Source organism: candidate division KSB1 bacterium (assembly GCA_022566355.1).
In the GTDB taxonomy this organism is placed as follows: domain Bacteria; phylum Zhuqueibacterota; class JdFR-76; order JdFR-76; family DREG01; genus JADFJB01.
In genome coordinates this window covers 1-24,171 of record JADFJB010000023.1, presented here as the reverse complement: position 1 = coordinate 24,171, position 24,171 = coordinate 1, and the positions used below count along the sequence as shown (strand labels likewise).

Genomic DNA, 24,171 nt, shown 5'->3' with positions numbered 1-24,171 from the left:
TTTAATTCTTCATATATTTCAATAGTTCCGGCAAAACTATTCCAGAGTTCTCTGCAATTACCTCATCGGCAATTTTTGAAACCGGAGTAGGTGTTGGATTAATTTCAACTACAAATACGCCATGATACCTTGCAACTTCCGGTAAGGAAGCTGCAGGATAAACCAAAGCAGATGTGCCAATTGATAAAAATAAATCACATAAACTGGCTGCCTTATTGGCAGCTTCAAGAATAGTTTCTGATAAAAATTCACCAAACCACACAACATCGGGCCGGATTAATCCACCGCATTGGCAAATTGGCGCTTTGTTATCAGATAAATTATTTATCTCCGAATAAAAAGTGTTGCACTTTATACAAAGGTTTCTCAAAATATTGCCATGCAATTCATGAATATTTTGACTTCCTGCTTTTTGATGTAATCCATCAACATTTTGTGTTATTAAGGTAAACTCCGCATAATGTTTTTCCATTTCAACTAATGCAAGGTGACCGGGATTAGGAGTTACTTCATTGATTAAATGCCGCCGGTACTGGTACCACTCCCACACTAGATCCGGATTTCTAATAAACGCATCAAAATTAGCCAGCTCTTCCGGTTTAAACTTGTTCCATAAACCATCCTCACCGCGAAAGGTAGGTACACCGCTTTCGGCGGATATTCCCGCACCGGTAAGAACCGCTACGTGATTTGCATCAAATAACTTTTTCTTTAACTTTTCCGAAACCTTAAAGGTTTCTGTAATTCTATGAATTTAATTCTCCATCATTTTGTATGTTAATTGGCCAATTTCTCCGGTACCCTATTAAGTGGTAATTCTCTTTTTTCAGGTCGAGACCAACTTGGCAATAATTCATATAATCTATCCATAACTTCATATGCTTGCTGTAATAGTATTTCATAATTCTGGGGAATAACTTCAACAGAGTCTAAATAAATCGGGGTGCCTACGCGCACTACGATTTTACTCCATCGCGGTAACAATGCACCTGGAGGTAAAATATTTCTAGTTCCAGAAATTCCCAGGGGCACAATTGGACAATTGACTGTTTGTGCAAGTCGTACCATCCCAGTTTTTGGTCTTGGTGCGATTCCATTCTTCCATTTACGAGTCCCTTCAGGTGCGATAATGACCTTGCCGCCATTTTTTAAGATATTAATTATTTTGTCAAAACCTTCCTTATCTGAGGCATGCCGGATGATCGGATGGACATTAATTTTTTTCAGCCACCATCGCAGAAATGGCACTTCGAAAAGCTCTTTTTTGCCCATTCCATGTGCTATAAATCGTACACCAATAGCCATTGAAGAAATATCAAAACTGCTGTTGTGGTTAATGGCTATTATGAAAGGTCCTTTTTTAGGATAATTTTCGAGTCCATAACTCTCCCCTGCAAAACATATTTTCGTGAAATAATAACAGACAATGTAAGAAATAATAAATATCATGTTATGTTTTGAATAAAATATTATTTTGAATTTGCAGCATTCAAAATATCAAATAGATCTTCTTCTATCAATTTTGTAGGCTTTTCAACAATTCGACCAAGCTCTTTACCATTTTTCAAAATTACAAATGTGGGCAAGTAACGAATATTGTATAACATGGCTAATCCTTCTTTGTCTTTTTTATTTCGATGTAAACCATAAAATCTTAGTTTGCATTTATAGTTATCAATGGCTTGGATAATCTTCATAAACCGTGCTACTTCACGGCTACTATCCTTACACCATGTCCCCAACACCGTTAATATTTCAATATCCTCATCAAAATATATTTTCTCATTCAAAAACTTGGAATTCACAAGATAGCTATCAAAATTCTCTTTAAAATCCTGGAAATTAGCAAGGATTGCTTCAACGGTTGCTTGCCCAACCAAAACTCTTTCACCTTTGTAATTTTTTTCAATGATCAATTACTTTTCTACCTCATATCTACTAAGTTCTAATCTAATGCAATGCAGTCAGTCGTTAATTCTACTTTCTTATACTATTTTTTTAAACCGATAAGTCTTAACGAGTTGTCTAGTATTGAAAACTATTTAGACTCGTTAAAAGTAATACATTCTCGTATTATCGCAATAGGAATTTTAGTATTGAAATCTAAAAATAAAAACTAGGTAGAATTGAAGATAATTAATGACGAGATTTTTCGGAAATCTAGCTATTTATCCCCTGTATTTTCATTTCAACATCTGGCACTAGTATTAACCGGAACTAACTTTCCTTCTCAAATTAGAAAGCACCAAACTTGCTCCAATAAAGATCAAAATAACAGGCCAGTAAAGCTGAATATAATATTCCAGATCATAGATGTAGAGCCATCCCATGTTGTTAGCAAAAAATAACGAACCAATAAAAAGTAAGATAAAAGAAGGAATTAACAAACCCCAATCTTTTGGTTTAACTAAAAACTGTACTAAAAAAGCCAGCCCGATAATAACTAAAACAATAGGCCAAAAATCACCGAAATCATAGAATCTCCAAAAATAATAAGAATGCCTGCTTATAATCAAGAAAGCTCCGAATAGCACGAATAAAGTCGCAGGAAAAGCTGCGGATCGGTGCCCCTGGCCTATGAGTCTGTAAAGAAACCAAAATCCTAAAAACAAAAGTAAATATGGGAAAATATCCCTAAATCTAAAATCAAATAAATCAAACTTATTAAATAAAATGATACAACCAATAACTACCAAAATTAAGCCAGGAAGAATTGATCTTTTCTCGTTGCTCATTTTTTCTCTCCGCCTTTATTCGCAGAGGGCTCTGCGGTTTGCAATTCTTCTTCAGGAACGACGATCGCCATAATAATATAAACGATAATTCCGAAAATAATACTCGTCAAAATTGTTACAACACCATACAATACCCGGACAATAGTAGGATCTAAATTAAAATAATCAGCCAGTCCTCCGCACACACCGGCCAATTTTCTATCTACCAATGATCTTTTTAATTTTTTTCCATTGGTTTCCACTTTTGCCTCCTTTGTTGTTTTAACATCCTCAGATTTTTTATTCTTTGATACGTAAATGATATAAAATACTCCAGCAGCTACTAAGATGATAGGCCATGTAAGATCCCAGTCAATATTCCAATGATACATATTATACCAGCCATAAGGGAAAATACTAAAATTGTCAAACAAGTATGCTATTCCGCATAAAATTAATAATCCACCGATGATGAGCCATAATGTCTGATTTTTAGCAGCGGATTGATCGCTTTTAGCATATTCTTCTTGTGAAGGATTTAAAGGAGCCACAAAAAGAGCAACCAAATAGATGATTAAGCCAATACCATTGAACAATGCAAGCAAAACTGCTAAAATACGAACGATGGCGACATCTATTTCGAAATACTCAGCAATTCCACCACAAACCCCACCAAAAACTTTATTCTTTTGCGACCGGTAGAATCGTTTTACTTCTTTTATTTCACCAGGGTTTTCTTTATTTGGCACACCAAATCTCCTTAAATTTAATTATTGAAACCCAGATACGAAAAGATACGAAAAGATATTTTTCATGTTGCGTATTCTTATTCTTTCGATATGTCTTGGGTAATTCCTACCATCGGTACAAACCGAACAGACAAAAGTCGTCTACGCTCAAACTGATCACCAATTTTCCTAATAAATAACAATTCTTGATGATCTTGACCTAATGGAGCTATTAACTTTCCATAATCTTTTAATTGATCTAAAAGGGGTTGAGGGATATTTTGTGCAGGCGCGGCGGTTAAGATAATTGCATCAAACGGAGCATTTTTCTGCCAGCCATTATATCCATCACCTAGTTTTACTTGAATATTCCAATAGTTTAGTTTATCTAAATTCTGCTTTGCAAAGTTTGCCAATTCCGGAATAATTTCAATTGAAAAAACTTGTCCGGCTAATTCTGCAAGAACCGCCGTTTGATACCCCGATCCGGTCCCGATTTCCAGGACATAATCCGTTTTGGAGAGATTCAGATGGTTCGTCATATAAGCAACAATATACGGTTGTGAAATTGTTTGGTCATATCCAATCGGGAGTGGAGAATCCTCATAAGCTTTGTCTCTATCGTCTTGGTTCACAAAAAGATGCCGGGGAACCTTTTTGAAAACATCGAGAATTTTTTGATCATTAATCCCTCGTGATTTCAATTGCTTTGAAACCATGTTACATCTAAGGTTTTTGAATTGGCCTCTTTTAGCCATCATCGATATCTTCTCGAGCTAATATTTGGAATCCATTATATTCAAATTTATTTACTTTTTTCTTTATGATCTGTAATCTCACACAAACCAAGGATATGTTGGTAAACCGATTCTGAAATTGATTGTAAATCATATCCTCCTTCCAGGACTGAAATCATTTTACCTTCGCAAAATTGATCTGCGGCTTTAACAAGTAATTTTGTCAGATGATTAAACCCTTTCGACGTCATTTCGCACTGGGCCAAAGGATCATTTTGATGGGCGTCAAAGCCAGCTGAAATAAGGATAAATTCGGGTTTAAATTGATTGAGTGCAGGCAAACAAATATCTTTGATTGCCTTGGCAAATTCTTCATCTCCCGAGCCTGCAAGTAAAGGTGCATTTATTGTAAAACCTGTTCCTGACATTTTCCCAATTTCATCATGGCTCCCGGTTCCCGGATAAAGCGGATATTGATGAACTGAAAAATATAATACTGAATTATCCTCATAAAAGATATGTTGGGTACCATTTCCGTGATGTACATCCCAATCAATAATTGCTATACGTTTATATTTATAGTGATTCTGTAAATAATGGGCAAGAACAGCCACATTGTTAAATAAACAAAACCCCATTGCTTTTTCTTTCTCCGCATGATGGCCCGGAGGACGGACACAGCAGAATGCTTTGTCAATTTCGTTTTTTGCAACAAGAGCACCTGCGGCTAAGCATGCACCCACTGCTAGCTTTGCCACTGAAAAAGAATCCCGGTTGATATACGTATCATTATCTAGAACTGTGGCGTTAGATAAACATTGTTCACGTATCATCTCGACATAATCTGAAGAATGGGTAAAAGCTATATGGGTCTCATCTGCAGACTCAAAGCCATATTTTTCTAATCGACCAAAAACATCTGACTCGTTTAAGTAATTTTGAATACTTACTAATCGATCCGGACGTTCCGGATGTTGGAACTGAGCTTTGTGTTTGGCAAAATCCGGATGACTAAAGTAGGCAATCTTTTTGGGCAATGTTAACTCCAAGTACTAAAAGTTTTATGGTTTATGCATACCTAGTAATTTAGAAAAACTTTAGGAGAAGACAAGGTTTTTTGAAGAAATCAGAAGCTGATTTTAGATTGCTCTAAAATAATGTAAATTATTCCCTCAAGATAGATCGAAATAAGAAATAAGCTGAAGTTACGAAATTTATTTCAAAAAAGATATATGCACCTGCAGCAAGACGATCGTATTTTTTTGCTTGATCAAACAGATATTTAATATCCTCCGAATTTCCTGCTTTTCGATAGCGATTAAAATTGTTATCTGCCTCTTGTTTTAAAAGTATCGCTGTTACCCCTGACACTAGAGATAATCCGAATGTCAATAACGCAACTTTCCGATCTTTCCTCTTCTTGTGATATTGAATATTAGTCAATTTTAGGTGTTGTTGAATACTCAGTTCATCGCGAGCCAGTGGTATCAATATCGAACCCACCCCTGCATCCAAATCATATAAGGTAGTATCCCGGAAGCCTTGTTTTTGCAATGTAAGAGAATATTGTTTCAAGTCGGCTAGAGATATCAAAATTGGAGTTTCTCCACGGATAGACCCGTTTAAAATAACAAAGGCTCCAAACGGGTCCGAATTAATCATTTTAAATTCAGGGAATGAAACCAGTAAAACCAAAGTGTCGCCTTTTGCGACTTCAATCTCCGTTTCAAATTCTCTCAACATCCAACTTTCAAAATATGCAGGCATAGCCAATATTTGATGTTTGCCGGTTGGCAATTTATAAATATTTCGACCAACTACAGCAACCTCAAGAGAATCTAACCATATTCGTTGGATTTGATAATTTGATTCTATTTTGATCCAACCAAAATTTAAAACATCCTGTTCAGGATCAATTATCAAAAGACTATTTGATTGTGCTTGTGAACTTCGACTCAATAAGGCAAAATTCCCAATTAAAAAAATGATGAATAACAGTAGGAATGATTTCAAAAACCTATTCAAAACTTAATTTAAGTTCCTGTTAATCGTTGTTTTCGCTTGATTTAAAAACATAAATAAACTTATTCTCCGAACCAATAATTAGGCCGTTATCGTAGATCATCGGATCAGTTCGTACTCTTCCAAACAATTCAACTTGCCATTCTTCTTCACCAGTTTCAAGAGATAAGAAAATCAGCCTCTTATCTAAAGTGCCAAAAATAACATGGCTAGATGTGATCAAAGGAGAGGTTCCTATCACCACACGAGTTTCATATTGCCATAATAGACTTCCCGACTTCAAATCCAAAGCCCTGATAATTCCATCTTGTCCTGCTGTGATTAACTTCGTATCCGATGCTGAAGGTGTTCTTCGAAATTCCAAACCGAATTTTCGTTGCCAAACAATTTCGCCATCAAAAGTAAGCGCTACAACAGTTCCGTCGGTCGTGCAAACAATAATATTTTTATTTGCTAAAATTGGCGAGGTAAGAATCGGACTTAAGAAATCCACATTCCATTTAATTTGTCCGTCATCAGTTGACAGAGCAACCAACTCACCCGATTCTGTCCCTAGAATTAGCATTTCATTTATAACTAATGGATTAGCATGTAATTGGGACTTCAGGTCGGTTTTCCAGAGAATTTCGCCATTTGATTTATTAATACAAAAAATTCCTCGATATAAAGAAGCCACAAATATCCATTCATCAAAAATTACTGGGATTGCTTTAATAGATCCTAATTCTGCAGTCCATAATTTCTGCTTTTGATAGGGATCATAAGCATATAAGCTCTTTTCCCCGAACTCCAAAGAAATCAATAGATTTTCATCCAATGGTAGAATATTTGCATGAACACCCCCGGTTATTTTCATTTTACCGATTCGTTTGGCAGTCTTCAAATCATAAGCCTCGAGCCTCCCGTTTTTTGTAGGAACGAATAAAATATGCTCCACTCGCATTAGTTTCTGTTTTGGTGCAGATGAAACATCGAATTTATGCAATAACTCTAATGGCAGCTTGATTTCAAATTCAGGATAGAATAAATTATTATTATTATTCAAGGGCTTTTCTTGAGCTGTTTTTGCAAGATTACGATAATCTACTGATGGAGGTACAAGGTATCCCTGGCATGATATAAAAATTGAAACGCATAAGAACAAAACAAATTTAAAACAGAGATTCAAAGAAGGCATTAGAAATCGAATCCAAAGAAGAATTGAGTAAAAGTGCCTGGTTCCCGAACAATTTTCTGAGGAAAAAATCCATTAAATTCGGTGTAGAATTTTTTACCATAGTCAAGACGAAACACCAAAAATCCAATAAAATTCATACGTGCGCCAATTCCATAACTCCCGAGTAACCTATCGAAAGATCCATTCCATGCATTACCGTTATCCAGAAACAAGGCTCCGCGAATTGTGTTAAAACCAATACCACCAAAAGGGAATCTAATTGCCAGTGCATCCAATAGTGGAAAGCGTAACTCCTGGCTAAATAAGACAAGGTTTTCACCCCAAATGCTCCAACGTTGGTATCCACGCATATCCCAACTTCCACCCATAAAAAACTTGAGAGCCTCTTTACCAACATTAAAGCTACCCAAAGTTCGGGAAGCAAGCGTAACTCGCTGGCCGAGTCTAAAATACTTTCGATAGTCCGCAATAGCTGTATAGAAATTCACGTTAGAGCGCTGGACATCTATCGTACTGCCTATAGTTAAATTGAACCTAGAGCCATCCACAGGACCAGTTCTCCCCCATAAAGTATTGTCCTTTACATAAGAAATAAAATTTGAGACCAATAAGGCTTTTCTGATTTGACCTAATCCAAACCGTTCTTTTTCGGATTCTCTCACATTCAAGGAAGTCTCAATGCGATTGAACACAGAGATTGGGTAACTCACCTTAAAAAATCCGCCATATCTTCTTTCATAGAAAAATTGATCTTCAGGATTGAAAAAGTTTCCGGCTAAATGATAAACTCCGTAAGACAGGTTAAGCCTTCGTGATAAATCTATCTTTGTGACCGCAACATTGAAACTCTTTATAAATTCACTTCGTTGTCTGGCATCGTTATAAACCAAAAAGTGATATTGATGATTCCCCAAAATATCACTCATAGAAAGCTGGGCGCCGCCATAATTGCCAAATGTAGGATCCTGGACGACAAAACTTTGTGCAACATCCAATGTAAATCTTTTTTTGTATTTTAGATTACCCTTGGCAATTTTTTTGTTTCGGTGATCTTTTAACCAAAAATTTCCTTTATGAACAATCAGGTCCAGTTCAGCTTCACTTTCGCGATCAAAAAGCTCTTTTAAATTATCTAGTTGTCTTAATTGAAAACTATGTTTCTCGAATGCTGTAAAAATCAAATTGCCTTCATCTGTCCACTCCGGATCAAAAGCACCTGTCACAAAATGAGTTACCTTTTTCAACTGCACAGGTTCGACAATATTAGTAGCTACAGGCCCGTTTTTAAGTGTAGTAAAATATCTCTCGGTTTCGGTAAGTTCTATACTACTGGAAAAATCAGGATTATCAATTCCGGCAATTTGAGTGGGCATTCTTTTGTACCTGATTCCAGGTTTAATTAACCATATGTTAAATGCATCATCCCTGTTTGAAGTGAAGGCAAGATATTTACTATCAGGTGACCAGACCGGAGATGAATCCTGATAATTGCCATAGGTGATATGCTCAATCAAGTAGGTTGATAAATCCATTTTAAAAATATTATAGGCGCCTTGCATCCCATAATCGGTCCGATCCGAACTAAACACGATGGAGCCGTTTGAAGGATCCCAACTTGGATCTTTATCGTCATAAAAGTCATTTGTGAGCCTGTTTAGACTTTTATCGCTTAGAGTCGTGGTATATAAATCATTCTTACCCGAAAAATCTATTGCTGAAAATACTATACGATCTCCTTCGGGAGAAAAGGCTGGTGAAGAAAGATAAATTAAATTATCAAACTGAAGCTTATCTAAAATTTCCTTTGCTTCCAAATCGTAAATATAAATAGCATCTGCCTCCCCACTTTTGGCTATAAATGCCAGTTTCCCATCGTTTGATACATCCAATTTGCTTCCCAGGAGATGGAAAGATTCGAATTCGGAAGTTCTTTCTCCCTCAACTAATACTTGTGCTTCAAAATCTTTTGGATTTTCTCCTTCCAATGCCTTTTGATAAACATTGGAATATCCTGAGCGATTTGCATAAAAGGCAACGTAAGGTTTTGAATTTAGTCGAAAAAACGCAGGCTTTGTATTTATCCCATTCTTTGTAATTTCCTTTGTAACTTTACCTGGGAGATCGTTTTCTGCTAAAATCGGATAATATTTTTTCTTTAACGAATAAACCCATTCTTCATCTAATTGCTTGAAATCAACGCCAAGAGTTGCTTCTACAACTTTACTAAATCTGTTTATTTTCCAATAATTCTCGAATAATTGGATAATTTTATTTTCGCCATATCTCTCAGATATAAATCGAAAAAAAGCTTGACCCTCTTTGTACATAAGAAAACTACCTCTGATCTGGTAGAGATTTTGCAATGGAAAGAAGTAATTATTTATGATTGCATCGCGAATAAACATTTCAGTTTGAGAATCCCAGCCAATCGACCAATATTCGGCAAGACCTTCGGTAAACCAAAGTGGCAAGCCTGTCCAATCCAGCTTTCGATTATCTTTCAGTATACGTTTTATTTTACTTCGTGAAAAAACATGAACAAGTTCGTGATGAATTACATGGCGAAATCCATACAATGAACCATTTGCCGGAATAACAACCCGGCCTTTTATGAATTCAAAAAAACCGCCTACTCCCTCAGGGATTAGATTAGGTATTACATTGGTTTCTTGAAAATGAAAATGAGAACTGTAGAAAATCAGGGGTATTTTTACATTTATCGCATGGTCAAATTTGGCCTGGAGTATTTTATACGCTTCTTCAGCATAATCTGCTCCAAGTGCAGCAAGTTCTTGCATTTCAGGATAGAAGTAAATATCGAAATGCTCGGTTTGCATAACACGCCAATCAAATTGATTATAATTGACTTTATTTCTCCCAAAGAAATATTGGGCCTTTGAGGAGTGAGGAAAGAATGAAATTAGAATTAAAACAGAAAAGAAAAAAAACTTTAACTGATTAAAATTTATAGGTATACAATTCATAGCAATGAACCGATTTGTAAGTATTGGCATTGTTTCAATTTATTACAATTAATTGGGTTGTCAAGCCAATTGTCTAATAATCATATTGTGTCACTAACTTAAAAGTAATTCTTTAAGATATATTTTAACAACCTTATCAATTCGTGAATTATTTCTTATTTATGGTTTTGGACTAAAAATTATAGTAGTTTAACAGAAATTTACGTTTCTTGACTTTTTTGATACTGTAAGTATATATTTTTTACTAATATAAGTAAGTTCTATGTTTGTGTTATTTATCCAGCAAAGCGTTTAATGGTTCAAGGAATCCATAGCGTGGAAAATGCAAAATTTATCGATTACAAAACAGTTTACATTATTCTAATTCTTGTTTTGGTTTCTGTTTTCGCTGGAATATTTATTTCTCTCAAAATCGACATTTCACTTTATGCTAAAATATTAATCACCGCAATTGTACTACTTGCTTGTTCAATTACTGCGAGTCGAGTAATTAGTGCGAGGCTCCTTCTTTTAACGGATGAGCTTACGGCAACAGGTGTTTCAGCGCGTACTAAAAAATATCGACAAGAAATTGATTCCACTGCAAGTGAACTTCGGGTTGTTAATAGGGAGTTAAAACGTCGAATTTACGATTTTCATAACCTCTTTCAGATTAGCCTGGATTTAACATCCATTTTGGATATGGATAATTTAGTTAACTCTTACCTGAATACACTAATTGGACAACTCCGTATTAAGAACACAATTCTATATTTGCATAAAGATAAAAGCTCAACAAAACTTGAACTCGTAAAAGCCAAAGGAGTTCACGAATCGGAACTTGAAGATTTAATATTCGACACAAAAGATACGTTAGTTAAAGAGCTGTTTCAGAAACGATGCCCGGTCATTATCGCCGATGAGTTAACATCATTAAAAGAAATTAACAAATTCAGATCTGTTGATGCCGAAGTAATTACACCTTTGTTCCATTCTCGTAAATTGATTGGGCTTTTAATTCTCGGTATGAAAATCAACGGTAAGCCCTATAACCAAACCGATATAGAAATGGTTACACTTATTACTAACATCGTATCTGTTGCTATCGCCAATTCGCGACTTTACGAAAAAGTAAAAGAAAGTTCAATAACTGACGATTTAACAACATTACATAACTATCGTTATTTTAGAATTCGATTGCGAGATGAAGTATTTCGATCACAAAGAACCAATAGACCCGTTTCCCTGGTTATAATGGATGTTGATCATTTTAAAAATTATAACGACACCTTGGGTCATCCGGCCGGAGATAAAATTCTTAAGCAAATAGCAAAAATACTTAAATCTTGCATACGTGATACTGATGTTGCAGCTCGTTATGGCGGTGAAGAATTTTGTATAATTTTACCTGAAGAAGATCAAAATGGCGCCGAAGCCTTTTGTAAAAGGTTGATGAAAAGAATACAAGATTTCCCCTTCTACAAAGAGGAAGTCCAACCTAAAGGAAAATTGACGATCAGTATTGGTGCAGCAACCTATCCCAGGGATGCAAATATGATCAAAGAACTAATTGTTCGTGCAGATAAAGCATTATACAAGGCTAAGAACCAAGGAAGAAATCAATTCACCTTATACTCAAATAACTCTAAAAAAATATTAAATCCTGAAAAAGTTGCGGAAGTAATGCGGAACTAATAAGTTCAACCGATGTAAATGTAATACATTATGAAAATCTTTAAGGAGTAAAAATGATCAGTAGAATACGTAAAAAAATAACCATCCCAGTTCTCTCGGTAATTTTCATCTCGACGATTTCAATAAGTTTTGTCTACAGCAATTGGCTAGCTCCTATCGTTGACAATATCTATGTAAAGATGAAAGTTTTTAATGCTGTCATGCAAACCATCCAAAGAGTTTATGTTGACGACGTTGATATTGATAATCTTATCAATAATGCAATAAGCGGAATGTTAAAGGATTTGGATCCTCACACAAATTATATGACTTCTGACCAGGTAAAAAAATGGAGCCAACAATATGAAGGCTACTCAGGAATCGGAATTCGATTCGATATCATAAATGACAAAATTACGATTATGTCTATCATTGAAGGAGGACCCTCTTATCGCTTAGGATTTCGGCCAGGGGATCGTATCATCAAAATTAATTCTCAATCAGCAGTAGGAATAAAGCAAGACGCTGTGCCGAAATTATTAATGGGGAAATCCGGTACCACCGTTAATGTCACTATCGAACGTAAAAGTTGGGATAAACCAAAAGAATTTACAATCGTTCGTGAATCGATACATGTGGATAGTGTACCAAATTCTCTCTTTCTTGAAGATGGAATTGGATATATTCGTATCAGCCGTTTTTCTGCGACTACCTCGGAAGAACTAGAAGAAGCCCTCGACAAACTCGAATCAGAGAATTTACAAAAACTTGTTCTGGATCTACGAGGGAACAGCGGCGGCTATCTGCAAATGGCAGTAGAAGTTTCCGAAAAATTTCTCCCAAGTAAGAAAATGATCGTCTATACACAAGGGAAAACCCCTCAATCTCACAGGGAATATCATTCGAGTTCGAATACCAAGCATCGAATGATTCCTCTAATCGTTCTTATTGACCAGGGAAGTGCATCTGCGTCTGAAATTGTTGCCGGGGCGATTCAGGATTGGGATCGTGGACTGATAATGGGAACTACAAGTTTTGGCAAAGGACTGGTGCAGACACAGTATCCGTTTCAGGATGGCTCTGTTCTTTTAATTACCACTGCTCGTTATTACACTCCAAGCGGTCGATTAATCCAGAGAGATTATAATGATAAGTCCATTGAAGACTACTACCGCGAAGTCTACAATGATAGCTTAAGAGAAATTAACTATGCTAGTTTACCGAAATTTAAAACATTTTCCGGGAGAGAGGTTCGAGGCGGTGGAGGGATCACCCCTGATCAATGGCTTGAGAATAAAGAAAATTCAACATCTGATTTTGTGATAAAAGTCGCCTGGAATTCCGAAAGGTATATTTATACTTTCAGCGAACAGATCCTTTCACAATATCCGAAAATTAAAGCTATGACTGCCAGACAATTTGCCAACGAATTTGAGATTTCTGAAGAATCGATTAAAACGTTTGGTGAATTTGTGATCGATAAAGGATACGGTACGGAGTTAAGCAATTTTGAAGACAATACCATGGATTTTCAATTCTTGTTGAAAAGAGAAATTGCCTATCGTTTATGGGGCGAAGAAGGTCAATTTTATGTTAATCTTATTAGAGATACTGTCTTGCAGGAAGCTTCAAAACATTTTAAGGATGCTAGTCAATTACTGTCTATGTCGTCCCTCAACAACAAAAATTAAAAAATTGGTCACAAAAAAAGCGCTTTAAAAAGCGCTTTTTTATTTTCAATCCTAGCTTCCAGTCGTTTAATCTTCATCAAAAACAGCTTTTAAGTTATCTTCAAAGGAAATTAGGTTTACCTGGTTTATTGCATTTAGTTTAATGATCTGGTAGACAATTTCTGCACTTTTTTGAACAATCGCATCTTTATCACCATGTGCTGTACATATTGCTAATTGCATAGAATCTTGACCAATCTTCTGGGCAATCTCCTCTGAAATAGATCCACCGGAGTTTGTTTCCTTGCCGGAATCACTATCCTTTGGAATGCTTTGATACAATTTCTTTACCGTCAGTTCGTCATCCTTTTTTTCATATTCGGCTTCGGACGGCTTGTTTTTTTTGAAGTCTTCAATAGTTAGTTTTTCAGATTGATCGACAATACTCTCGGATGCCCCCACAATTTCTACCTCAGATACCAGGTTATCTTCCCGAAATATTTTCTTAATATTGTCTATTTCACCATCATTCGAAATAGAATCATCCGGTAAGCCACTCGGATCATTCTTATATGAATGATAAAAACAAGTTTCGCTGCCTGTGTGGCAAGCCGGACCATTTGGTACTCCGGAGACCAACAATATGTTGCGATCATGATGAAGGAACATATCGACCACCTTGAAAGTCCGGCCGGAATCATTGCCTTTTTTCCATGTTTTCTTCTTTTTTCTATGATAAATCCATAGCTCGCCGGATTTCCTTGAACGTTTGACCGCATCTCTGTTCATGTATACATGCATGAGTACCTTGCCATTCTCATGATCCTGTATAATTGCTGGAATCAAGTTGCGATCGTTAAATTTCAGGCTTGAAGTTGAACTAAATAACATATAATACCTCGATAGTTTCGTATTTATACTATTTAATCGGATTATTTATTGGATAAATCCATTCTAGAATATAAGAGTGCTTAAAATTTAATATAAATTTGAAAATGTCTAAGGTTAAAAAGTGTAATTATTCCCTTCGTTAGGCCATTTAGCCCTGACCAATATTGTATCTTGTGCTACAAAAAATCTCTCCGATAGAACAAACGGAAAAGTTGAACCCAATGAATAAATCCCATTTTTATCTGCATCGCGATATCCACTCAAAATATATTTTCCGGGTAATATATCATTAAATAAATAAAACGTCGAGTCAATATGAACAACAGATTTCTCATCTCTTCCGGCGCCTACTTTTTCCAACTGAAGATAAAAACGACTCTGGCCAAGACTATCCTGATCACTAATGCTGCCCGAAATGGAACTCAATGTATCAGGGTTTAATATTTTCCATGAGTAATGGGTCTTCTCTATTTCCAACACATTTCCAGCGGAATCTCTAAATTTTATTTCATTCAGCTGGAATTGAATCCATTTATTGCCTTCCCATGAAATTTCCGGTAATATTTCCAATTGATGGGGATACTTCCAATTTGTTGTAAAAGGATTCAGAGAATCCTCAGAAACGGTAAATAACGTATCGTTTATTGCAGCCATAGTTTCGGAAAAAGTAAAAATAAAAGGTTGATTTGGAAAGACCAACTGACTGCTGTCCGGCGGAGTGACTGATAACAAAATCGGTTTCGTTGTATCCGGATTGGATACGGAATTAAAATTGGTGTTCACAGTATCTTGAATCGATCTTCCATACAAATCCCGCAAGTTCTTAAAACCTAACTGAAAGTTCACAGTGTCTCTTGGTGGTGTGGTTATCGACCAAATATCTTTTGTGTCTGAACTCGGGTAAGCATTCATAACCACAATACTATCGCCAAGATGATTATATAGTATTATGGAATTGGAGATTTCCGGCTCGAGCAATATCGGTTTTGAAAACCGAACTCGGATTTTTCTTCGATCCAATTGATCCAAACTTAGAATTTTTAAATGACTGGAGTCTTCCTCCATCATTCGAAATAATCTATTTTGAATATGAGTTTCTTTACCTGTTAAATCCACATCGGATGAAGTTACACCAATTTGTTCTCGACCTAAATTATATAATAAATTTTTATCTTGATCACGAACTGCAAAAAGCCTGTAATGCCTTGATGCAAGATTAGACAACTTAAATTTTCCTTCATTATCACATTGTGTTACATAAATTGGCTGGTCCTTTCCCGGATTAACCGCTTCTCCATCCGAATAAAAATAAGCCCAAACCGTCACTTCAGTTGGTTTGTCGGCAAACACCTGGCCTGAGATTTGCTTTTCGTCCAACCGATCCCCGGTCGCAAATCCAAGTGTGTAAGATTCCTTTAATTTGTTTCCCCGCAAATCTTTAATACCGGTACCCAGAGTAATGGAATAAGTCACATTTGCAATCAGTGAATCTGTAAATTCTAGATTGATTTTGTTCCCTTTAGCCTTTATCGTAAAACCTTTCCCGGGATTAGGGGAAATAAAAATTAGACTTTTGAGTGAATTATCTTGAATGTTTTCAGAGAATTCAAATTCGACCTCCGTCGTTCTGGGCACATTTGTGGAATTTATATCCGGAATCGTATGAATGATCTCCGGTGGAGTTTTATCCTCCGGACCACCCGGAGGCATTCCCTGGTTAGCACAATTATTCGATTGACAAACGCAAATTATCACAAATATTTTTAGCAATCGTTTCATTAGAAATTTACATTAGTTCTTTACAATTTTAATTTCAACCATATCTGAAACTTGCAAAGAATTATGGCGTTAATTAAATTCGATAACCTTAGCAAAATTAATTTAAACTCATTACCTTGAATCTACGTCCCAATAATATGATGTTTTAGATCTAATGCAACTCGTTGCCATACATTAAGTGATCGAAGAATATTCCAGAAAAGGTACCCCATGGGTAAGATGTTAAAATATTCGATTCTAGTTTTAATTTATTTATTCATTTTCAATCCTACACCAGGGTTTTCCCAAACTATTCAAACTTCACAATCGAAGCAAATTGAAAAAGAATTTTCATTTGCAAAAGCTTTATTTGACGACGGCCTTTATCCTGTAGCAAAGGAACAATTTGAACGTTATCTTCGCAAATATCCTTCATCCATCCATCGATCTGAAGTCACCTATATGTTGGGTGAATCACTCTTCCAAATTGGTGATTATAAAAATTCGATTACAGTTTTTAATCAATTTATGTTCAGGGCGCCAATTAAAGTATTTAAAGAAAGGGCTTTATTTCGATTGGGGGAAGCTCAATTTCGCAGCGATAAATTCAATGAGGCTTTGGAAACATTCGACAATTTCACCAATCAATTTCCGAGTTCGGAATTTATGGATCAAGCCTATTACTGGCAGGGAGAAAGCTACCTGAAACTTAATAATAAGCAAGATGCGTTAAAATCCTTTTCGAACCTAATACAGTACCACCCTAACAGCTTATATATGGATTTCGCTTTTTACTCAATAGGTTGGCTCTACGAACAGAACGATGAAATAGAAAAAGCTTTTCAAGTTTACCAAAAATTATTGGATGACTTTCCCGAAAGTGAACTGGCCGAAGAAATTTCATTTCATATGGGATTCTCTGCATTTAAAACCAATTTGTTTATCCAATCCGGAAACTATTTGAACCAAGCTTTGGGAAAATATCCTAAAAACAACCGGGCTTCTGAAGCTCAATTTTTTATTGCGGAATCACAATATCACTTATCTCATCTCGATGAATCTGTAACATCGTACCAAAAAGTGGCCCGCGATTTTAAAGATGGCGCCTGGGTAGAACGAAGCTACTATGGTTTGGGCTGGACTTATTTTAAACAAGAAAATTGGCTAAGAGCCATTGCCGCTTTTGAATTTTTGGTTACAAATTACTCCGAAAATGAACTCGCCAGTAAAAGTTATTTACAAATTGCCAGATCATTTTTAAAGATATCAGATAGGTCAAAAGCAAAAGAAACATTTACAACCCTGGTTACTAAGTTTCCAATGGATTCAACCGCAACACAAGCAAAATATGAAATGGGAATTCTTGAGTTTGATGAGAAAAACTACCCGGAAGCCCAAAGGATCTTTGAAGCTTTGAGTAGTTTGGATCAAAACTCCAAAATGCGAGCGAACTCCCTGTTCATGCTTGGTGAAATTGCAGTTGCGCAGAATCAAACTGAAACAGCAGCACGTATTTATCAGCAAATCATAGAGCAACATCCGCTTAACCCAATTGCGGTGGAGGCTACGTTTCGTCTTGGTTGGTGCCGATTTCATATGAACGAATTCACCGAAGCAGAAGAAATTTTGCAACGATTCGTACTCAATAATTCTAAGAATCGGTTTATCGATCAAGGCATATTTTGGCTGGCTGAATCCAAACTAAAATTGCATAAACTTCAGGAAGCGCAGAGGGAATATCAAAGGCTTATTCAATCTTTTCCAAAATCGGATTTAGTGGATGACGCCTATTACAGCCTGGGATGGATCTCATTGAAGGAACAAGATTTTAGAGAATCTGTTGCACAGTTCGATCTAGGCATAACAATATCCAAAGATAAAGGGCTGCTTGCGGAATTGAATTTTCGCAAAGGAGATGCTTTATTCAATTCGAAAGCCTACGAAAAAGCTATTACTTCTTACCGTTCTTCGTTAGAATATCTTCCTGTAACCGATCAAGCACAGGCTCAACTCCAAATTGGACAATCTTATTTCAAGCAAGGCAAAATCTCACGGGCTATCACCGAGTTCAACCAATTAATACTTAATTACCCGGATTCTGACCGTGCCCCACAATCCCAGATGATGATAGGTAGAAGTTATTTTCAGCTTGGTGATTACGACCGTGCCGTGCTGGCATTTCGGAAATTATCAAACCTGTACCCCGAAAGCGAATTTGTCGATGACGCTTTATATACTATCGGTGATTGCTACTATAATGCCGGCAATTATGAATTGGCCATTCAGTCTTATGAAGCTCTTCTGCAAAAACATCCCAAAAGTCCTTTACTTCCGGATGCAATCAGTGGTATCCAATGGTCTATGATCCAAAAAGGCGATTCGAAAGAAGCTGTCAAAGTAGTGGATCATTATATGAACCTCCTTAAAGAAACCGGGTCCGCGCCTGAATTCTTAAAGAGGAAGGCTGAATTGTTTGTTAATTTAAACCAGTTCACAGAGTCAATAGACACCTATAGAAAAATAATGCGGGATTATCCGGATTCAGAACAAGCGTCAAATTCCTGGTACTGGATAGCGGAGATTTATCGCAAATCTAGTAATAAGCAAGAAGTTGAGGGCGCTCTTCTACGCCAGGTTAGCGAATATCCTTTGTCCTCTTCCAGCGCAATTGCTTTGAACGAGTTGGCTAAAATAACTTTTGAGGGCCAGAATTTCAGGCAAAGTATTAACTACTGTAATCAACTTCTTTCAAAATTTCCGGATTCCAATTTTGCTCCAAATGCAGATTATAGAATTGGTCAAAATCTTCTGAATTTAGACCAAGTACTCCAGGCTGAGAACCACTATCGGTCCATGCTATCTAAAAGTCCGGCCGAGCAATATTCTGACTTTGCAAAATTGGGGCTGGCCAGAGTTGCCATGGCTCGAAACAGCTACATAGATGGCATTACTTACGTGGATGAAGTATTAAACAATCGCAATGATGAATTGGCCGCAGAAGCTCAATTCCTCAAAGGTGAGTTGGCTTACAACCGGGAGAATTTCCAGGAAGCCGGTTTAAATTACCTTAAGGTGAAATATTTATTCCAACAATATCCATATTGGGTTGTTCAAAGCGTGTATGGGGCTGGACTATCCTACGAGAAAGCGAATCAAAAAACAGAAGCCATCAAATTATTCAGATCACTCCTGCAAAACTTTCCTGATACACAATTTGCTATTCTTGCTCGAGATCATATTGAATTAATTACGGGAAATAAATAATATGCTGAATAAAACGAAAGTTTTTCCTCTTCTTGTGGTGTTTGGTTTATTTTTCATTGAATATGGTTTTGCTTTTCAAGAAAAGAAGATCCCCAAGCCTAAACCCATTAAGCCGCCAAGATCAACCGAAATTGATTCTACAAAACAACACCAGAATCGATTGGAAATACCCGAGGTTTTAATTTTCGGCAAAGATAGAAGCATTCGGGTGCCATCTACTAAAAGGACTGAACTGGAATCGAATGCAATCTTACCTCTAAATCTTGACATTAATCGTGAACAAAAAAGCGAACCAAACTCAATCGATGAAGACCAAATTCCAGACCAGGTTATTACTAATTTAAATCGTAGCACCCAGGTTGAACTTCGCTATGGAACCTACAACTCCCCATACCTTTCTGCAAATCATTGGCAGCAGTTCAAAAAAACCAGTTTCAACATTGAAGGAATGTTCGAAAAAAGCGACGGTCAATATCAGAACAGTCAATTCGAAAACTGGATGATCACTTTTTCAGCCGCCTACGAATTCGATTTTCGCAATAAGATCTATGCGGGAGGTAGTTTTCACTCTTTTGATTATGGTTTATGGGCTAGTTCCGTGGATCATAAAAGGGAATGGAATCAATCACAATTTAGAGTTGGCTACAATGGTGCCATTAATGAGTCCACACAATATGAATTACGGTTGTCACAAGTAAAATCTCCGATTGAAAGTGATATCGATCAGCTTCCAGATTCTCTTTCTCGAATCAATAACCGGGAAAAAAATCGCGAGCTCTCCGCAAAACTGATCCGGATTTGGAAGAATATGGAAATAAGTTTTCAGGCTAAAACTTATACCAACAAAATTGAAGCAAATATAAATCGAATCATCGGCATTCCAAATTTAGGCTATATAAATTCAATTTCCAACCTTAACCTAAATGTTGCCAGGCAAATCAACCAAAACGGTTTCATAAGAGCAGGTCTGGATTACCAGTTTTATGATTTAGATAGCTTGGGTATTTCAGACAATCGTTTTAATCCTGTTTTTGAATTTAGCTGGAATGCCAGTTCAAAAGTAAAATTTTCAGGATTCTATAAGTCGTTTTGGCGCTTAACCACTCGCCAACAATTGCTGGAGATTAATCCGGCTTCGGATCTGCAACTTACTGATTCTCCTATCGAAGACATCAAATCATCAGCCGGGGTTGGTTTGCAATGGCAAATGAATCCGCTATCTTCACTTTCTTTATCCTACAACTACCAGGACATTGAAAATCTGCAAGTCTGGATGGTACCTGACAATAACGACCTGTTTACACTTTTTCGAATTCGGACTTTTCCAAAAGCTCATCTGTCATTTTTTAAGCTTGAGTTTAGTTATGGGAATCTTGCCCCGTACAGATTTCGATCCACTATCTTGATTTCAGGCTCAAGTATTGATGATTTTGGTAATACATTACCGGTGGTTCCTGCCGAGAGAAAAATTCCATACCTGGAAGACGTTAAATTCCCGATCGAATTTGAATATCGTTTATATACCAATGTCATTGCTTCAGTTACCGGGGACTATTTAAGTTCGCGAGTTTTTAACCTTTCACAACCGCTACTCGGTAAAAGTTTTTTGCGATTGAATGCCAAGATTAACTACAAAAAGGATAAATTCGAACTCTATATATTGAGTACAAATATCCTTGATCAAAAATACGAAATCTGGCAAAATTACCCGGAGAATGGTATTCAAATATTTTCAGGATTGAAAGTCATTTTTTGAGCGCATTAAAGAAACTCAGAAAAACGATCATTTGGCATTCAGCTGGAATTTTGTTAAATAACAGCACCTTACTTGGAGGCAATTTATGACTCTTTTTGAAATAGCAGCACGTGGCGGTTGGATTATGATTCTCATTTCCCTTTGTTCTTTAGCAGCATTGGCAATATTTATCGAACGGCTTATCACTCTCAGAAAAATTAAACTCAACGCCAGAACATTTGTTTTACAAATCCAAAACCTCCTCATGCGTGGAAAACTTGATGATGCCTTAAAGACTTGCAAACAAACTCCAGGACCAATTGCCTCTTTGACAAAAGCAGTTTTGGAAAAATATGACAGATCTTATGAGGAGATCAAAGAAGCGTTAGAAAACGCCGCCAGATCGGAAATTTATCACCTGGAAAAATATCTTAGCGCCCTGGGAACTGTTGCCGCTGTCGCTCCCCTGCTCGGATTTTTGGGAACGGTAACAGGAATGATCAGCGTGTTTCAGGTCATGGCTGTTTCAGGTTCAGGCAACGTTCGCGCTATGGCCGCCGGCGTATCCCAGGCAACTGTGCCGACCATGGCGGGGATGGTAGGAGCACTTTCCGGTGTTCTATTGGTAACGTTGATAAGCCGCCGTGCGGCTCGTGAAGTGGAGTTTCTGGAAGACTCGCTCACCATGGATCACTAAGGACTAATGCATGCGTAAGACTGATCTTTCGATGGGACAGGCCGATGAGGGCGAAGAAATCAACCTCACGCCGATGCTCGACGTCGTATTTATCATGCTGATCTTCTTTATCGTAACGGCATCTTTCATTAAGGAATCAGGAATCGACGTCAATCGCCCTGATGCTCCGGTAACTGAGACCAAGCCGGAAGACGCCAATATTCTTGTGCAGATTCGCGCCAACGACGAGATCTGGATCGATCGTCGTTTGATCGACCCACGTGCGGTGCGTGCCAATATTCAACGGCTGCATGCTGAGAACCCGCAGGGGTCGGTCGTGATCATGCCACATAAGAAATCGACCAATAAGATGCTCGTGACGATAATGGACGCTAGCCGGAGTGCTGGCGTCTACAACATATCCATCGCGGATCAACGTTGAGCGGGACCTCAATAGGACGAATGTAATGCGAAAACACCATGGTTCGATGGGGCAGGAAGATGAAGGTGAGGAGATCAACCTGACACCGATGCTTGATGTCGTGTTCATCATGCTCATTTTCTTTATCGTGACAGCAACCTTTATCAAGGAGGCGGGTATCCAGGTCGATCGCCCGGACACTGTTACAGCTGAGTTTCAGGAAGATGCCTCCATACTGATCGCGATCAGTAGTACTGATGAGATTTGGATTGACCGTAAAGAACGGGAGCCTCGCGCCGTACGCGGCGTCATCGAGCGTCTGCATTCCGAAAACCCGAAAGGGTCCATCGTTATTCAGGCAGACAAAGACTCGACGCATGAGATGCTGGTCATCGTCCTGGAAGCTGCAAAAGCCGCCGGCGTTAAAAACGTTGCGATTGCTTCCGACAACAACTAGCGACTAACGGAGACGAGGCGGCTGAAACCGCTAAGGAGAATAAGCCCATGAAAAGCCGCTATGCATTTTCAATCTTGATAGGCATGGTTGTAACGCTGAGCTTGCTGTTCGTCATGCAATTGCTCATTGCATCGGGTAAGCAGGCACTGACCGACCCGCGCGAACGGCACAAGCTTGAATTCGTGCGCGTCAAACGTAATGAAAACCTGAATACTGCTGATTTCACGCCGGAGAAACCGCCGAAGCCGCCCGAGACCCCGCCGGAAACGCCGCCGCAGGATTTTGATAACATCGACCCCAATGCGCCGACCATTAATATTAGGCCGCCACAAGTATCCGCTGATACCAATATCGGTGGGCCAGGCGGCATGAATATCGCCGAGGGCGATTATCTGCCAATCGTGCGCGTGGCGCCGGTATACCCGACGCGAGCGTTGACACGAGAGTTGGAAGGTTTTGTCGACATGTCCTTTACCGTAACCGCGGCGGGAACTGTAAAAGATCCGATTGTATTGCAGTCAACCAGCAGCCTGTTTGAACGCGCCGCGACGCGCGCTGTACTGAAATTCAAGTATAAACCACGTGTTGTCGACGGCATTCCGGTGGAAGTGGTCGGCGTCAAGACGCGTATCACCTTCATACTTGAAGACTGACGATAGTAAGACTGAGAATAGTCGAATACCTCTGGCGGGAAATTATCCAGAAGGATACTTTTTGATATGAAAATTCATCGTGGAATCTTACTAAAGCTGTGCCTGGTGGTGCTTGTCGGGACATTGGCTTTTGGCGATGCGTCAGCGCAAAGCGGCCGCGCCAGTAAAGACGACAAAACCAAGACCAGGCAAGCTCAGGCGGTCAGCAAGGAAGTCTATGACCGTATTACGAAAGCCCAGGAAATGTTGGAAGATGACAACGATCGCGGCGCGCTGCAATTACTCAACCGTCTCTACAACCCCGACAAACTCACGGAATACGAACAGGCCAACGTACTGAACTACATTGGTTTCATTCACTACAACATGGATCAGTTCAGGGAAGCGATCTCGACCTACGAGAAATTGCTCCGGATCCCAAGCCTCGAACTGCAGATGGCCAAGCAGACAACTTTCACAGTCGCGCAATTGTTGACCATGGAAGAGAAATATTCTGAGGCACTGATAACCCTGGACAAGTGGTTCATTCTCGAAACGAACCCGTCAGCCGAACCGTTCATGCTGAAAGCGCAACTCTTCTATCATCTGGACCGTTATCAGGAGATGGTCAAGCCCATCGAAAACGCCATGC

21 protein-coding genes are annotated in these 24,171 nt (G+C 38.0%); 9 read left to right on the top strand and 12 right to left on the bottom strand.

Annotated features, from left to right (window positions below; translation table 11 throughout):
• Position 1 precedes the first annotated feature (1 nt).
• The 10 genes from IIC38_06280 to IIC38_06235 form a co-directional block, all read right to left on the bottom strand.
• Positions 2 to 745, bottom strand: a complete 744-nt coding sequence (locus IIC38_06280; GenBank protein ID MCH8125553.1) for an NAD-dependent deacylase — start codon at positions 743 to 745, stop codon at positions 2 to 4.
• Between the two features lie 32 nt (positions 746 to 777).
• Positions 778 to 1,449, bottom strand: a complete 672-nt coding sequence (locus tag IIC38_06275) for a 1-acyl-sn-glycerol-3-phosphate acyltransferase (GenBank protein ID MCH8125552.1) — start codon at positions 1,447 to 1,449, stop codon at positions 778 to 780.
• 20 nt (positions 1,450 to 1,469) lie between these two features.
• Positions 1,470 to 1,916: a thioredoxin family protein gene (locus IIC38_06270; GenBank protein MCH8125551.1), complete on the bottom strand. Its 447-nt coding sequence runs from the start codon at positions 1,914 to 1,916 to the stop codon at positions 1,470 to 1,472.
• 291 nt (positions 1,917 to 2,207) lie between these two features.
• A complete protein-coding gene (locus tag IIC38_06265; GenBank protein MCH8125550.1) occupies positions 2,208 to 2,735 on the bottom strand; it encodes a hypothetical protein in 528 nt (175 codons plus the stop codon).
• A complete protein-coding gene (locus tag IIC38_06260) occupies positions 2,732 to 3,463 on the bottom strand; it encodes a PspC domain-containing protein (protein ID MCH8125549.1) in 732 nt (243 codons plus the stop codon). Before IIC38_06260 ends, IIC38_06265 begins: the two co-directional genes overlap by 4 nt.
• Positions 3,464 to 3,540: 77 nt before the next feature.
• Positions 3,541 to 4,203, bottom strand: a complete 663-nt coding sequence (locus IIC38_06255) for a protein-L-isoaspartate(D-aspartate) O-methyltransferase (GenBank protein ID MCH8125548.1) — start codon at positions 4,201 to 4,203, stop codon at positions 3,541 to 3,543.
• A gap of 44 nt (positions 4,204 to 4,247) precedes the next feature.
• On the bottom strand, positions 4,248 to 5,204 hold the full coding sequence (locus IIC38_06250) for a histone deacetylase (protein MCH8125547.1): 957 nt from the start codon (positions 5,202 to 5,204) through the stop codon (positions 4,248 to 4,250).
• A gap of 139 nt (positions 5,205 to 5,343) precedes the next feature.
• Complete coding sequence (locus IIC38_06245) at positions 5,344 to 6,138, bottom strand: PEGA domain-containing protein (protein MCH8125546.1); 795 nt, start codon at positions 6,136 to 6,138, stop codon at positions 5,344 to 5,346.
• Positions 6,139 to 6,223: 85 nt separating this feature from the next.
• Positions 6,224 to 7,246 (bottom strand): PQQ-like beta-propeller repeat protein, encoded by a 1,023-nt coding sequence (locus IIC38_06240; GenBank protein MCH8125545.1) that lies wholly within the window; start codon positions 7,244 to 7,246, stop codon positions 6,224 to 6,226.
• A 131-nt stretch (positions 7,247 to 7,377) separates the two neighbouring features.
• Positions 7,378 to 10,215 (bottom strand): PD40 domain-containing protein, encoded by a 2,838-nt coding sequence (locus IIC38_06235; protein MCH8125544.1) that lies wholly within the window; start codon positions 10,213 to 10,215, stop codon positions 7,378 to 7,380.
• Between the two features lie 462 nt (positions 10,216 to 10,677).
• Here IIC38_06235 and IIC38_06230 point away from each other — a divergent pair, with 462 nt between their 5' ends.
• Positions 10,678 to 12,036 (top strand): sensor domain-containing diguanylate cyclase, encoded by a 1,359-nt coding sequence (locus IIC38_06230; GenBank protein ID MCH8125543.1) that lies wholly within the window; start codon positions 10,678 to 10,680, stop codon positions 12,034 to 12,036.
• Positions 12,037 to 12,089: 53 nt separating this feature from the next.
• Positions 12,090 to 13,706: a S41 family peptidase gene (locus tag IIC38_06225; protein MCH8125542.1), complete on the top strand. Its 1,617-nt coding sequence runs from the start codon at positions 12,090 to 12,092 to the stop codon at positions 13,704 to 13,706.
• A 66-nt stretch (positions 13,707 to 13,772) separates the two neighbouring features.
• On the opposite strand, the gene IIC38_06220 is transcribed toward IIC38_06225, so the two are convergent.
• Together IIC38_06220 and IIC38_06215 are read right to left on the bottom strand one after the other, a co-directional pair.
• Entirely contained in the window at positions 13,773 to 14,576 is an 804-nt protein-coding gene (locus IIC38_06220) for a hypothetical protein (protein ID MCH8125541.1), read from the bottom strand.
• Between the two features lie 114 nt (positions 14,577 to 14,690).
• The gene (locus IIC38_06215) at positions 14,691 to 16,355 is read right to left on the bottom strand and encodes an Ig-like domain-containing protein (GenBank protein MCH8125540.1); all 1,665 of its coding nucleotides are present in this window, start codon (positions 16,353 to 16,355) and stop codon (positions 14,691 to 14,693) included.
• Positions 16,356 to 16,565: 210 nt separating this feature from the next.
• Here IIC38_06215 and IIC38_06210 point away from each other — a divergent pair, with 210 nt between their 5' ends.
• The 7 genes from IIC38_06210 to IIC38_06180 all read left to right on the top strand — a co-directional run.
• On the top strand, positions 16,566 to 19,598 hold the full coding sequence (locus tag IIC38_06210; GenBank protein ID MCH8125539.1) for a tetratricopeptide repeat protein: 3,033 nt from the start codon (positions 16,566 to 16,568) through the stop codon (positions 19,596 to 19,598).
• Between the two features lies 1 nt (position 19,599).
• Positions 19,600 to 21,354: a TonB-dependent receptor gene (locus IIC38_06205; GenBank protein ID MCH8125538.1), complete on the top strand. Its 1,755-nt coding sequence runs from the start codon at positions 19,600 to 19,602 to the stop codon at positions 21,352 to 21,354.
• A gap of 124 nt (positions 21,355 to 21,478) precedes the next feature.
• Positions 21,479 to 22,030 carry a MotA/TolQ/ExbB proton channel family protein gene (locus tag IIC38_06200; protein MCH8125537.1) on the top strand — a complete coding sequence of 184 codons (552 nt, stop codon included), beginning with the start codon at positions 21,479 to 21,481 and terminating at the stop codon, positions 22,028 to 22,030.
• A gap of 10 nt (positions 22,031 to 22,040) precedes the next feature.
• Positions 22,041 to 22,451 carry a biopolymer transporter ExbD gene (locus IIC38_06195; protein ID MCH8125536.1) on the top strand — a complete coding sequence of 137 codons (411 nt, stop codon included), beginning with the start codon at positions 22,041 to 22,043 and terminating at the stop codon, positions 22,449 to 22,451.
• A 25-nt stretch (positions 22,452 to 22,476) separates the two neighbouring features.
• Entirely contained in the window at positions 22,477 to 22,887 is a 411-nt protein-coding gene (locus IIC38_06190) for a biopolymer transporter ExbD (protein ID MCH8125535.1), read from the top strand.
• Between the two features lie 47 nt (positions 22,888 to 22,934).
• Positions 22,935 to 23,540, top strand: a complete 606-nt coding sequence (locus tag IIC38_06185; protein ID MCH8125534.1) for an energy transducer TonB — start codon at positions 22,935 to 22,937, stop codon at positions 23,538 to 23,540.
• 66 nt (positions 23,541 to 23,606) lie between these two features.
• Positions 23,607 to 24,171 (top strand): hypothetical protein (locus tag IIC38_06180; protein MCH8125533.1); only part of this gene is annotated, 565 nt, incomplete at its 3' end.